Origin of the sequence: Nocardioides sp. GCM10023255 (genome assembly GCF_042653125.1) — a bacterium.
Classification (GTDB): domain Bacteria; phylum Actinomycetota; class Actinomycetes; order Propionibacteriales; family Nocardioidaceae; genus Nocardioides.
On record NZ_JBHSHU010000005.1, the window covers coordinates 483101 to 494986 of the forward strand.

The 11886-nt window shown below is 71.3% G+C and carries 11 protein-coding genes; 7 read left to right on the forward strand and 4 right to left on the reverse strand.

The features are described from left to right. Positions 1-13 precede the first annotated feature (13 nt). The 5 genes from tatA to ACFO9I_RS11415 all read left to right on the forward strand — a co-directional run bounded on the left by tatA (position 14) and on the right by ACFO9I_RS11415 (position 5374). Positions 14-301, forward strand: coding sequence for a twin-arginine translocase TatA/TatE family subunit (gene tatA, locus ACFO9I_RS11395; protein WP_379180844.1), 288 nt, complete (start codon positions 14-16; stop codon positions 299-301). A gap of 12 nt (positions 302-313) precedes the next feature. Beyond that, positions 314-1156 carry a twin-arginine translocase subunit TatC gene (gene tatC, locus ACFO9I_RS11400; protein WP_379180846.1) on the forward strand — a complete coding sequence of 281 codons (843 nt, stop codon included), beginning with the start codon at positions 314-316 and terminating at the stop codon, positions 1154-1156. Beyond that, a complete protein-coding gene (locus ACFO9I_RS11405; protein ID WP_379180848.1) occupies positions 1153-1599 on the forward strand; it encodes a hypothetical protein in 447 nt (148 codons plus the stop codon). The genes tatC and ACFO9I_RS11405 overlap by 4 nt, the downstream gene beginning before the upstream one ends. Positions 1600-1609: 10 nt before the next feature. Further along, positions 1610-2491: a diacylglycerol kinase gene (locus ACFO9I_RS11410; RefSeq protein WP_379180850.1), complete on the forward strand. Its 882-nt coding sequence runs from the start codon at positions 1610-1612 to the stop codon at positions 2489-2491. Positions 2492-2566: 75 nt separating this feature from the next. Beyond that, positions 2567-5374: a DEAD/DEAH box helicase gene (locus ACFO9I_RS11415; protein WP_379180852.1), complete on the forward strand. Its 2808-nt coding sequence runs from the start codon at positions 2567-2569 to the stop codon at positions 5372-5374. Between the two features lie 388 nt (positions 5375-5762). Here the strand turns inward: ACFO9I_RS11415 and ACFO9I_RS11420 are convergent, their stop codons facing one another. Next, positions 5763-6425 (reverse strand): SDR family oxidoreductase, encoded by a 663-nt coding sequence (locus ACFO9I_RS11420; protein ID WP_379180854.1) that lies wholly within the window; start codon positions 6423-6425, stop codon positions 5763-5765. A gap of 113 nt (positions 6426-6538) precedes the next feature. Between ACFO9I_RS11420 and ACFO9I_RS11425 the strand changes: the two genes are divergently transcribed. Further along, on the forward strand, positions 6539-7675 hold the full coding sequence (locus ACFO9I_RS11425; protein WP_379180856.1) for an FAD-dependent oxidoreductase: 1137 nt from the start codon (positions 6539-6541) through the stop codon (positions 7673-7675). 6 nt (positions 7676-7681) lie between these two features. Here ACFO9I_RS11425 and ACFO9I_RS11430 read toward each other — a convergent pair whose 3' ends face one another. Continuing rightward, positions 7682-8587 (reverse strand): 5'-3' exonuclease, encoded by a 906-nt coding sequence (locus tag ACFO9I_RS11430; RefSeq protein ID WP_379181133.1) that lies wholly within the window; start codon positions 8585-8587, stop codon positions 7682-7684. A gap of 68 nt (positions 8588-8655) precedes the next feature. Here ACFO9I_RS11430 and ACFO9I_RS11435 point away from each other — a divergent pair, with 68 nt between their 5' ends. Further along, on the forward strand, positions 8656-9108 hold the full coding sequence (locus ACFO9I_RS11435; RefSeq protein WP_379180858.1) for an Lrp/AsnC family transcriptional regulator: 453 nt from the start codon (positions 8656-8658) through the stop codon (positions 9106-9108). A 91-nt stretch (positions 9109-9199) separates the two neighbouring features. Here the strand turns inward: ACFO9I_RS11435 and ACFO9I_RS11440 are convergent, their stop codons facing one another. Then, the gene (locus tag ACFO9I_RS11440; protein ID WP_379180860.1) at positions 9200-10150 is read right to left on the reverse strand and encodes a hypothetical protein; all 951 of its coding nucleotides are present in this window, start codon (positions 10148-10150) and stop codon (positions 9200-9202) included. Positions 10151-10315: 165 nt separating this feature from the next. Continuing rightward, positions 10316-11770 (reverse strand): KamA family radical SAM protein, encoded by a 1455-nt coding sequence (locus ACFO9I_RS11445; RefSeq protein WP_379180862.1) that lies wholly within the window; start codon positions 11768-11770, stop codon positions 10316-10318. Between the last annotated feature and the right edge of the window lie 116 nt (positions 11771-11886).

Below are 11886 nucleotides of genomic sequence, written 5' to 3' on the forward strand. Positions count from 1 at the left end.
CATGATCACGCCAATGATCGCCAATCTCGGCACCACGGAGCTGCTGCTCATCCTGGCTGTCGTCATCCTGCTCTTCGGCGCCGCCAAGCTCCCCGAGCTCGCCCGCGGCAGTGGGCGTGCGCTGCGCATCTTCAAGGCCGAGACCAAGGGCCTGATGGACGACGACGCGACGACCGGCAAGACCTCCGGCCAGACCCCGGAGCAGCTCGAGATCGAGGCCCGGCAGCAGGCCGAGCTCGACGCACGCCAGGCCGAGCTCGACGCCGAGCGCGAGCGCCTGCGCCGCAACGACAACGCCTGACCGGGCCCTCGGTTGTCCATCGCCGGACTCGTCGACCTGCTCCGTGGCCGTCCCCACCACCCGGTGGGCGCTGACGGGCGGATGGCGCTCGGTGACCACCTGCGGGAGCTGCGCGCCCGGCTGATCCGGTCGGTGCTGTTCCTGGTCGTGGTCTTCGCGGTCGCCCTGGTCTTCTACGACCAGCTCCTCGACCTCGTGCTGAACCCCTACAACGACGCCCGGGTGCAGCTGGGGCAGAAGACGCAGACCACGGCGTACGTCGCCGGCGCCACCGGCCCGCTGATGCTCCAGCTCAAGCTGTGCGGCGTGGCGGCGATCGTGGTCTCGAGCCCCTACTGGCTCTACCAGATCTGGGCGTTCATCGTGCCCGGCCTGCACGAGCACGAGAAGAAGTGGTCGCGGATCTTCGCAGCCATCGCCGGCCCGCTGTTCATCATCGGCGTCGCCACGGGCTACTACGTGCTGCCCAAGGGCCTCGAGGTCCTGATCGGCTTCACCCCGGCCGGGCTGCAGAACCTCGTCGAGTTCGGGGAGTACTTCAGCTTCCTCACCCGCATGCTGCTGGTCTTCGGCATCGCGTTCGAGATCCCGCTGTTCGTGATCATGCTGAACCTCGCCGGGGTCGTCTCCGGCAAGGCGCTGGGGCGCTACCGGCCCTGGATCGTGCTCGGCACGTTCGTGTTCGCGGCGGTCGCCACCCCGTCCACCGATCCCTTCTCCATGCTCATGCTGGCCCTGCCGATGCTGGTGCTGTTCTTCGTGGCCGAGGCGATCGCGCGTGCGGTCGACCGGGCCCGGCACCGCAACAGCGGCAGCACCGACCAGTGGGCCGACGACGAGCTGTCGCCGCTGTGACCGCGCTGATGAAGGACCTCCTCCGAGACCTCGACCCGTTCGACCTCCCGGACTGGCTCGGGGTCTCCGACGTGACCTGGACGGCGCTGACCGGGGTGCGCAGCGGCCACCACGTCTCGGGCCAGCTGCACGCCGACGCCGACGACGGGACCCTGCACGACGTCCCCTGCGACCTGCTGGCCATCGACGAGGCCTACCCCGTGCCGGTCGCCAGCGACGACGTCCGCAAGCGGGCCCACCAGGCGTGGCGGCACGGTCAGATCCTGCTCCTGGAGCTCGAGGACCGGCCCACCCTGGCCGTGCCCGGCACCTCGTTCAACGCCGACCTCGTGCTCGAGGCGCTGAGCAGGCTGGCCAAGGCGGTGGGGAGCTCGGCCGACCACTTCGCGGCACGGCTGCGCATCGGTGTCGAGTCGCGACGCGGCGGCGCTCCGGGCCGCTAGGGTCCACCCCGTGGCCGGCAGCTCCCGTGAGATCGCGTTCCTGACCAACCCCACGTCCGGCAAGGGTCGCGGTGCGCGGGCCCGCGACGTGGCCCTGCCCCGGCTGCGCGACGCCGGCCTCACGGTCCGCAGCCTGGAGGGGCGCGACGCCGACGAGGCGCTCGACCTCGCGCGCCGGGCCGTCGTGGACGGCGTCGAGACCCTCGTGGTGTGCGGCGGCGACGGGATGGTGCACCTCGGCGCGCAGGCGGTGGCGACCACCACGACCCGGCTCGGCATCGTCCCCGCCGGCACCGGCAACGACGTCGCCCGCTACTTCGACATCCCGCGCAAGGACCCCGCGGCCGCCGCGGACCGGATCATCGCCGGGCGCACCCGCACCATCGACCTGGCCCGCAGCGGCTCGAAGTACTTCGTCACCGTGATGGCTGCCGGCTTCGACGCGATCGTCAACGAGCGGGCGAACCGGATGACCTGGCCACGCGGCCAGATGCGCTACAACATCGCCACCCTCGCCGAGCTGCGCACCTTCGAGCCGCTGCCCTACACCCTCGACCTCGACGGCACCCCGCTGCGTCTCGACGCGATGCTGGTCGCGATCGGCAACGGTCCGTCCTTCGGTGGGGGCCTGCGGATCACCGAGGGCGCCGTCCTCGACGACGGCCTCCTCGACGTGGTCATCATCAAGACCATGACCAAGCCGGACCTCGTCCGCACCTATCCCAAGCTGTTCAAGGGCACCCACGTCACCCACCCGCAGTACGAGCACCACCGGGTCCGTCGTGTCACCGTGGCCGCGCCGGGCATCGTGTCGTACGCCGACGGCGAACGCTTCGGTCCGCTGCCGCTGACGGTCGAGTGCGCGCCCGGGGCGTTGACGGTGCTCGCCTAGACCCGGGACCAGCGAACGTCCCTCACCCCGGGTGCCTGCGGCCCCGGATTGAGGGACGCACCCTAGGGTGGAGCCATGAGCACGGCGGACGACCTCTCCCCGGCCGAGCGTTACGCCGACTACCGTCGCGGGCGCGAGCACCCGGTCTTCCGGGACTTCGAGAGCCTCTACGACTTCCCCCTCGACGACTTCCAGGTCCGCGCCTGCAAGGAGATCGAGGAGGGCCGTGGGGTCCTCGTCGCCGCGCCCACCGGGTCGGGCAAGACCATCGTCGGCGAGTTCGCGATCCACCTCGCGCTGGCCACGGGCCGCAAGTGCTTCTACACGACCCCGATCAAGGCGCTCTCGAACCAGAAGTTCAACGACCTCGTGGCCCGCTACGGGCCCGACCAGGTGGGCCTGCTGACCGGTGACAACACCGTGAACGGCGAGGCGCCGATCGTGGTGATGACCACCGAGGTGCTGCGCAACATGCTGTACGCCGGCTCCCGGACCCTGCTCGGCCTCGGCTTCGTCGTCATGGACGAGGTGCACTACCTCGCCGACCGGGCCCGCGGCGCGGTGTGGGAGGAGGTGATCATCCACCTGCCGGAGTCGGTGGCCCTGATCTCCCTCTCCGCGACCGTGTCCAACGCCGAGGAGTTCGGCGAGTGGCTCGAGACCGTGCGCGGCGACACCACGACGATCGTGGAGGAGCGGCGCCCGGTGCCGCTCTACCAGCACGTGATGGTGGGCAAGCGCCTGCTCGACCTGTTCGCCGACTCCGACGTCGACGCCGCCGCCGGCTTCGTCAAGGAGGGGGCGCCGGTCAACGGCGAGCTGCTCAAGGTCGCTCGCGACGACTGGGCCAGCAGCCGGATGAGGGACCGGCGCTCGCCGCGCGACCGCAACCGCCGCGGCACCAGCAAGCACGCGGTCGGCAACGGCCGACGGGTGTGGATCCCGAGCCGCTTCGACGTCATCGACCGCCTCGACCGCCAGGGCCTGCTGCCCGCGATCGTCTTCATCTTCAGCCGGGTGGGCTGCGACGCGGCCGTCACCCAGTGCCTGAACGCCGGGATCCGGCTCACCTCCCCGGAGGAGCGCGACGAGATCTACGCGTTCGTGGAGGCCAGCTGCCGCAACCTGCCCGAGGAGGACCTGCACGTCCTCGGCTACCACGACTTCCTCGACGGGCTGACCCGCGGCGTCGCGGCCCACCACGCCGGGATGCTGCCCGCGTTCAAGCAGTGCGTGGAGGAGCTCTACATGCGCGGCCTGTGCAAGGTGGTGTTCGCGACCGAGACGCTGGCCCTCGGCATCAACATGCCGGCGCGCACCGTGGTCATCGAGAAGCTCTCGAAGTGGAACGGCGAGACGCACGCCGACATCACCCCGGGGGAGTACACCCAGCTGACCGGCCGGGCCGGCCGCCGAGGCCTCGACGTCGAGGGACACGGCGTGGTGCTGTGGCAGCCCGGGATGAACCCGCGCGAGCTCGCCGGCCTCGCCTCGACCCGCACCTACCCGCTGCGCTCCTCGTTCCGCCCGTCGTACAACATGGCGGTCAACCTGGTCCACCAGTTCGGCCGGGAGCGGTCGCGCGAGCTGCTCGAGCAGTCCTTCGCCCAGTTCCAGGCCGACAAGGCCGTGGTCGGGCTCGCCCGCCAGCTGCGCAAGAGCGAGGACGCCCTCGACGGCTACCGCGAGGCCGCGACCTGTCACCTCGGCGACTTCATGGAGTACGCCGCCCTGCGCCGCCGCATCAGCGACGTCGAGAGGGACGCCTCGCGGGCCCGCCGGGCGGACCGGCGCGAGGAGGTCCTCGCCTCGCTGGCCCGCCTCAAGCCCGGTGACGTCATCGACGTCCCGGCCGGCAAGTTCGCCGGGTACGCCGTCGTGATCGACCCCGGCATGTCGGCCGAGGGCCCGCGGCCGTACGTCGTCACCGCCGAGCGTCAGGCGCGGCGACTGGCCCTGATGGACTTCCCGACCCCGGTGGCGGCGCTGACCCGGCTGCGGGTGCCGAGGAACTTCAACGGGCGCAACCCGCAGATGCGGCGCGACCTGGCCGCCGCGCTGCGCTCGCGCACCCACGACCTGGCCCCGCCGTACCCCGGCAAGGGCAACGGCCGCGACCGCGGCGGCAAGCCGCCGGTCGACTCCGGGACCGAGCGCGAGGTCGCCCGGCTGCGCGACCAGCTCAAGTCGCACCCCTGCCACGCCTGCCCCGAGCGTGAGGACCACGCCCGCTGGGCGGAGCGCTGGTTCAAGCTGGAGCGCGACTCGGCGACCCTCAAGCGTCGCGTCGAGCAGCGCACCAACACCGTGGCCCGCCAGTTCGACCGGGTGTGCGAGGTGCTCACCGCGCTGGACTACCTCGAGGGTGACACCGTCACGCCCCGGGGCCGCTACCTGCGCCGGATCTACTCCGACATGGACCTGCTGGCGGCCGAGTGCCTGCGGCACGGCCTGTGGGACGACCTGTCGCCCTCCGGGCTCGCGGCGGCCCTGTCGGTCCTGGTGTTCGAGGCGCGCCGACCCGACGACGCCACCTCGCCACGCATCCCCGGGGGACCGGTGCGCGACGCGATCGGGGAGATGGTCCGGCTGTGGGGCGAGCTCGACGCCCTCGAGCGCGAGCACCGCCTCGACTTCCTGCGCCAGCCCGACCTCGGCTTCGCCTGGGTCGCCTACCGCTGGGCGGAGGGCGACGAGCTCGACGACGTGCTGGGCGCCAGCGACCTCGCCGCGGGCGACTTCGTGCGCTGGATGAAACAGCTCCTCGACCTGGCCGGCCAGGTCGCGGAGGCCGCCGGCGACCTGCCGCTGCGCAGCACCGCCCGCGAGGTCGTGGCGCGGCTGCGACGGGGCGTGGTGGCGTACTCCGGGCTGACCGACTGAGCCGACCCGTCCCCGGCGCCAACCGGTGGGTTCCGCAAGACCCGCAAGTTTGGCTCGGGACTGGGTCCACGCCCTGGAAGCGCCGCCGACCGGCTCCTGGGCTGGCGTCAGAAGCTCAGCCGGCGTCGCTCCTGAGTCCTGTGACCGGGCGGTGCCGGCGGTCCCGCGAGTCGCCCGGGGGGAGCAGGGGTGTTCCCCCGATGCGTCCCGACCGCGGGTGGGCCTCTGCGCGGGACTTGGTCACAGCTCCGCGAGCCGTCGGCGATGGCCCCTCGCTGGTCGAGAGCTCAGGACCGACACCTTCCAGGGAACCGCTGATCCCCTGTCGGACGGTGACCTGCGAGGCCGGTGGGCGCCCACTGCGGTGGGCGTCCACCGGTCGCCGCTGCTAGCCGCGACCGGCCTCCTGCACGGCACGGTCGACCTCCACGTCGCCGCCCACGAGGTTCCACTGCTGGCCGGCGGTGGCGTCCTCGTCGAGGACGGCAGCGACGACGGCCGCGACGTCCGCACGGGTGACCTCGCCGCGGGCCACGTCCGGGCCGAGCGCGACCCGCCCGGTGGCCGGGTCGTCGGTCAGCCGACCGGGCCGCAGGATGGTCCAGGTGAGGTCACTGGCGCGCAGTGCGGCGTCGGCGTCACGCTTGGCCTCGACGTAGGCACGCCACACGTCGTCGGTGTCCTCGGGCAGCGGGTCGTCGACCCCGATCGCCGAGACCTGCACGAAGCGGCCGATCCCCGCCGTCCGGGCGCCCTCGATCGACTTCAGGCTGCCCTCGAGGTCGACGGTGCGCTTGCGCTCGATGTTGCCGTCCGGCCCGCCGCCCGCGGCGAACACCACGGCGTCACAGCCGGAGAACGCCTCGGCGAATGCCGCGGCGTCCTGGCTCTCGATGTCGAGCAGGCGCACCTCGGCGCCGAGACCCTCGAGCTCGGAGCGGTACTCCTCCTTGCGGACCAGGGCGACGGGGGTGTGCCCACGGCGTACGAGCTCGGGGTGGAGATGGAGGGCCACGTGTCCGTGGCCGCCGACGATCGCGATTCGACTCATGGGCCCACCGTACGGACCCCCCGGACACCTACCCGGTCGAGACCTCCGGCCCCGCCGACGCGCAACCGGGCTAGCGTGCGAGGAGGCGTCACACTCGTCGAGGGAGAGAGCCGATGGCCGACCACACCGAGCTGCTCGTGATCGGGGCGGGTCCCTACGCGTACTCCGCCGCGGCCCACGCGCGCGGCCGCGGCATCCGCACCCGCGTCGTCGGTCACCCGATGTCGTTCTGGCGCGACCGGATGCCGGCGGACATGTACCTCCGCTCAGGTCCGGACTGGCACCTCGACGCCGACGGTGAGCACACCTTCGAGGCGTTCTTCGAGGACCGCGGTCTCTCGGCTGCCGACCACGACCCGATCCCGATCGGGGTCTTCCTCGACCACACCGACTGGTTCGCCGAACGCAAGGGACTCGCGGTCGAGCAGCGCCTGGTGCGGGACCTGACCGAGGCGGACGGCGTCCTCCGTGCCGACATGCAGGACGGGGGCGTGATCACGGCGGAGAAGGTGCTGGCGGCCCCGGGCGTCGCCCACTTCGCCCAGCTCCCGCAGTGGTACGACGCCGTGCCCGCCGATCGTCGCTCGCACACCAGCGAGCTGGTGTCGTTCGACGACCTTGCCGGTGCGCGGGTGGCGGTGATCGGTGGCCGGCAGAGCGCCTACGAGTGGGCGGCGTTGCTGTGCGACCACGGGGCCGAACGCGTGGACGTCGTGCACCGCCACGACACCCCCGACTTCGCGAGGGTGAGCTGGTCGTTCGTCGACGACTACGTCGAGCAGACGATGGCCACCCGCGGGTGGTGGCGCCGGCTGCCGGCCGCTGAGCAGTCCGCCGTCGCGCAGGAGTTCTGGCAGGTCGGCCGGCTCACGCTCGAGCCCTGGCTGGTGCCGAGGATGCAGCCGGACGTGGTGCACCGCCACCCGCGCAGCGAGGTCGTCTCGGTCGACTGCGACGAGCCGGACGTCGTACGCCTCACCCTCTCCGACGGCGACGGCCTGGTCGTCGACCACGTGGTCTTCGCGTCCGGCTACCGGGCCGACCTGGCCCGGGTGCCGTACCTCGCCGGCGTGCTCGACCGGGTCTCGGTCACCGACGGCTTCCCGGACCTCTCCGAGGGCCTCGAGACGAGCCTGCCCGGCCTCTACGTGACCGGGTTCGCGGCCACGCGCGACTTCGGGCCGTTCTACGGGTTCACCAAGGGCTGCCCGTCGGCGGCGCGCATCGCGGTGGAGGAGATGCTCCGGTGACCGGTCTCAGTCGTGGGTCAGGGCCTCGACCAGGCGCTGGACCGGGCTCTCCAGGCCGTAGCGCTGCGCGAGGTCGAGCAGCCGCTCGGGATCGGCCGGGGTCCGGGGGAGCTCGGTGACCGCGTCGCCGAGGTCGAGCTCGCGCGCGACGGCGACCACGCGCGGCGCCACCTCGAGGTAGTCGGCCGCCTGCTTGATCTTGCCGCGAGGGCCGGGGCCCATGTCGGAGTCGGGGTCGTGGGCCGCGGAGACGATGCCCTCCATGTCGCCGAACCGGCCGAGCAGGGTCGCCGCCGTCTTCTCCCCGACCCCCGCGACACCGGGCAGCCCGTCACTGGCGTCGCCGCGCAGGGTCGCGAAGTCGGCGTACTGGCGGGCGTCGATGTCGTACTTGGCGCGCACCCAGTCGTTGGTGACCCGCTCGTGCCGCCCGACGCCGCGCGCGATGTAGAGCACCCGCACCTCGGCCTCGTCGTCGACGAGCTGGAACAGGTCGCGGTCGCCGGTGACGATGTCGACCGGCTTGCCGGCCTTGGTCGCCAGCGTGCCGATGACGTCGTCGGCCTCGTAGCCGTCGGCGCCGACGACGCTGATGCCGAACGCCTCGAGCACCTCGAGGATGACCGGGATCTGCACCTGGAGCGGGTCGGGCACCTCCTCGACGTCGGGGGCGGACTCCACCTCCTCCTCGACGCGGTGCGCCTTGTACGACGGCAGCAGGTCGACGCGCCACTGCGGACGCCAGTCGTTGTCCCAGCAGCACACCAGGTCGGTGGGGCGGTAGTCGGTGACCAGCCGGGCGATGAAGTCCAGCAGTCCGCGGACGGCGTTCACCGGCGTGCCGTCCGGCCCCTTGATCTCCGGCACGCCGTAGAAGGCGCGGAAGTACATCGACGCCGTGTCGAGCAGCATCAGACGGCCCTGTTCATCCCTGGTCACGAGCCGCATCCTGCCACGCCGGGACCGCTAGTCTGAGCGGCGTGACCCCGGCCGACGTCGAACCCACCGACCGCAAGATCCTCGAGCTGCTCGCGGCCGACGGCCGGATGTCCTTCACCGACCTCGGCAAGGCCACGGGCCTGTCGACCTCCGCCGTCCACCAGCGGGTCAAGCGGCTGGAGTCGCGCGGCATGATCCACGGGTACGGCGCCACGATCGACCACGAGCAGCTCGGCCTGCCGCTGACCGCGTTCATCTCGATCCGCCCGATCGACCCCTCGCAGCCCGACGACTCACCCGAGCGGCTCCAGGACATCCGCGAGATCGAGTCCTGCTGGTCGGTGGCAGGGGAGGAGTCCTACATCCTCAAGATCCGAGTCCCCACCCCCGCCGACCTCGAGAACCTCCTCGCCCGGATCCGCTCCGCCGCGAACGTCTCCACCCGGACCACGATCGTGCTCTCCACGCCGTACGAGAACCGCTCGGTGGTGTAGGGCTGCAGGACTCACCGGCTGGCCGGTGACTCCTGTGCTTGTCGACCGTTGCAACGGCTGACAAGCACAGGACCTGGCCGACAAGGTCGGCTCAAGCGATGATCGAGCTGGGGCGGAAGAGCGCCCGGATCCGCGCCGCGGTTCGCTCCGGCTGGTAGAGGTCGGCCCAGACGATGCGGATGCACCGCCAGCCCGTGAGCTCGCACACGAGCTGCTCGCGCTGCTTCTCCCGCAGCACCGCATCGGTGACGGACTCACCCGGTCGCAGGAAGTGCTCGTACTTCACCTTGCCGTCGAACTCCAGGAACACGCCCAGCTCCGGCCAGGCGAAGTCGACGCGCGCGATGACGTGCCCGGACCGGTCCTTCACCTCGTACTGGGGAATCGGCATCGGGATCCCCTGCGCCCAGCACAGGAAGAGCACGCGGGACTCCCCGACGGACTCCACTCGCCCGTCGGCCAGCCGTACGACGAGGTCGCTGGTGAGGGAGTGGGGCCAGTACGTGCGCGTCTCGAGCGCGTGGACCAGCAGGTCCTGGGAGGTCTCACCCCGGTGGATCAGGTCGTTGACCGTCACGAGGCTGTGCTCGACGTCGGCGATCGTGGTGATGTCGAGTGCAGTGCGGGTGCCGCTCGTGATCAGCCGACCCTCCCGGCGGGTGACGTCGTCGACGCGCACACCCCCGCGGTGCTGCTTGATGCCGGCGGCGCTCCTGCCCGCGCGGCCGTCGGTCCTGGTGAGGTGCACGTCGTCGGGCAGCTCCCAGACTGCCGCTCCGAGCGCGTCGGCCGCGCTGGTGTGGGAGACCACCACATGGGTCCGAACAGTGCGGAGGGCCGCCTTGACGACGACACGACGGCGACCGACGTCGTCAAGGGATGCCCACACGTCGGCCGGGACGAACGCGCCCGTCCGCACGCGCACCCACGCACCCCTGCTGACCTGCTTGGCGATGGCGCGGTCGTCGTACCCGAGAGCCAGCGCCTCGCGGCGCAGGAAGGCTCCGCACTGTGCGGCGATGGCTTTGAGTCGAGGATCCATGATCGGGACTCTCGCCCGGATCAGCGCCTCATAACCGAGCCATGGCAGATCTGTGGAGAAACGGCGAGGCTTGTCGACCATCTCCTGTGCTTGTCGACCGGTGCACTGGCCGACAAGCACAGGACTCCCCGGCCAGCCGGGGAGTCCTGCATCAGGCCGCCTCGCTCAGAACGCCTGCAGCGCAGCAGTACGCCGCGAGGCCTCGGCCATCTCGGCGGCCTTGAGCGCCGAGGAGTCGAGGTCGGCGTGCTGGGCCCACCACTGCTGACCGGACTCGGGCAGCGTGTGGATCGGGTCGTAGTACTCGTAGGTGCGCTCCAGCGCGGCGGGGTCGGCCGCCTCGATGGAGGTGCGGTAGTTCTTCGTCCAGTACGAGATGCCGCGCTCGGTGTCGTAGTCGGCGAGCTGGTGGACCCAGCGCTTCCCGACGAACGGCACGTCGCACACGATCCGCGGGGTGGCGAAGCCGGGGAGGTAGCCCATGATGTGGTGCTGCAGCCGCTGCGCGTCGGCGACCGAGACCCGCCAGTGCTCCGAGAACGGGATCAGGTCGCACATGTAGAAGTAGTAGGGCATGATCTGCGCGCCGTCGAGGAGGCGGAAGCACAGGTCGAGCAGCGCGTGCGGGTCGGCGTTCACGCCGTTGAGCAGCACGCCCTGGTTGCGCACGTCGCGGATGCCGGTGTCCAGCATCGCCCGGGTCGCCTTCGCCACCATCGGGGTCACCGAGTTTGCGTGGTTGGTGTGGGTGTGGATCGCGATGGAGACGCCACGGTCGCGGGCGATCGTCGCGACCCGCTCCATGCCGCTGCGGACGTCGTCCTGCAGCCAGTGCTGGGGGAGACCGATCAGGGCCTTGGTGGCGAGCCGGACGTCGCGGATGTTCTCGATCTCGAGCAGCTTGGTGAGGAAGTCCTCGAGCCGGGGCCACGGCATGTTCGCCACGTCGCCACCGGAGACCACCACGTCGCGCACCGAGGGCGTGCGGCGCAGGTAGTCCATCATCTCGCCGAGCCGGTCGTTGGGCTTGCCGGCGAACTTCAGCTTGTCGATGACCGGCGTGGAGTTGCCGACCAGGTCCATCCGGGTGCAGTGGCCGCAGTACTGCGGGCAGGTCGGCAGCAGCTCGGCCAGCACCTTGGTGGGGTAGCGGTGGGTCAGTCCCTCGGCCACCCACATGTCGTGCTCGTGCAGCGAGTCGCGGGTGGCGTGCGGGTGCGAGGACCAGTCGGTGCGACGGTCGCCGAACACCGGGATCATGTAGTGCCGGATCGGGTCGGCGTAGAACGCCTCGGTCAGCGAGCCCGGCCCGGCCGGCACCTCGTGCGGGACCATCGTGTTCATCATTTGCGGCGGCACCAGCATCGACATGGTGGCCCGCTCGGCCTGGTCGCGCTCGAGGTCGGCGTAGAACCGCTCGTCGACCAGGTCGCCGAGCAGCTCGCGCAGCTGGCGGACGTTCTTCACGCAGTGGGCGCGCTGCCACTGCACCGACTCCCACTCCTCGGCGGTGACGTCCTTCCACCCGGGGAAGCGCGTCCAGTCGGGCTCGACCAGCTCGACCCGCTGGTAGGGGTAGGGCTGACCGGTCTCCAGACCGATGCTGGTCTCGATGCTCATGAGGGCTCCTCCGATGAGGGGGTACGTCGTGGTGCGGCGTGTCAGGGGCGGGCGTGTTTGTGTGAGCCACGCCTCCTCTGCCAGAGTACGAGGAGAATGTACGGCGCGTCCAATGC

Bases quoted from the DNA above. Each gene is read 5' to 3' on its own strand.
- tatA (WP_379180844.1), top strand. From the start codon at position 14: ATGATCGCCAATCTCGGCACCACGGAGCTGCTGCTCATCCTGGCTGTC.
- ACFO9I_RS11425 (WP_379180856.1), top strand. From the start codon at position 6,539: ATGGCCGACCACACCGAGCTGCTCGTGATCGGGGCGGGTCCCTACGCG.
- ACFO9I_RS11420 (WP_379180854.1), bottom strand. From the start codon at position 6,425: ATGAGTCGAATCGCGATCGTCGGCGGCCACGGACACGTGGCCCTCCAT.
- ACFO9I_RS11440 (WP_379180860.1), bottom strand. From the start codon at position 10,150: ATGGATCCTCGACTCAAAGCCATCGCCGCACAGTGCGGAGCCTTCCTG.
- ACFO9I_RS11430 (WP_379181133.1), bottom strand. From the start codon at position 8,587: ATGCTGCTCGACACGGCGTCGATGTACTTCCGCGCCTTCTACGGCGTG.
- ACFO9I_RS11415 (WP_379180852.1), top strand. From the start codon at position 2,567: ATGAGCACGGCGGACGACCTCTCCCCGGCCGAGCGTTACGCCGACTAC.
- ACFO9I_RS11445 (WP_379180862.1), bottom strand. From the start codon at position 11,770: ATGAGCATCGAGACCAGCATCGGTCTGGAGACCGGTCAGCCCTACCCC.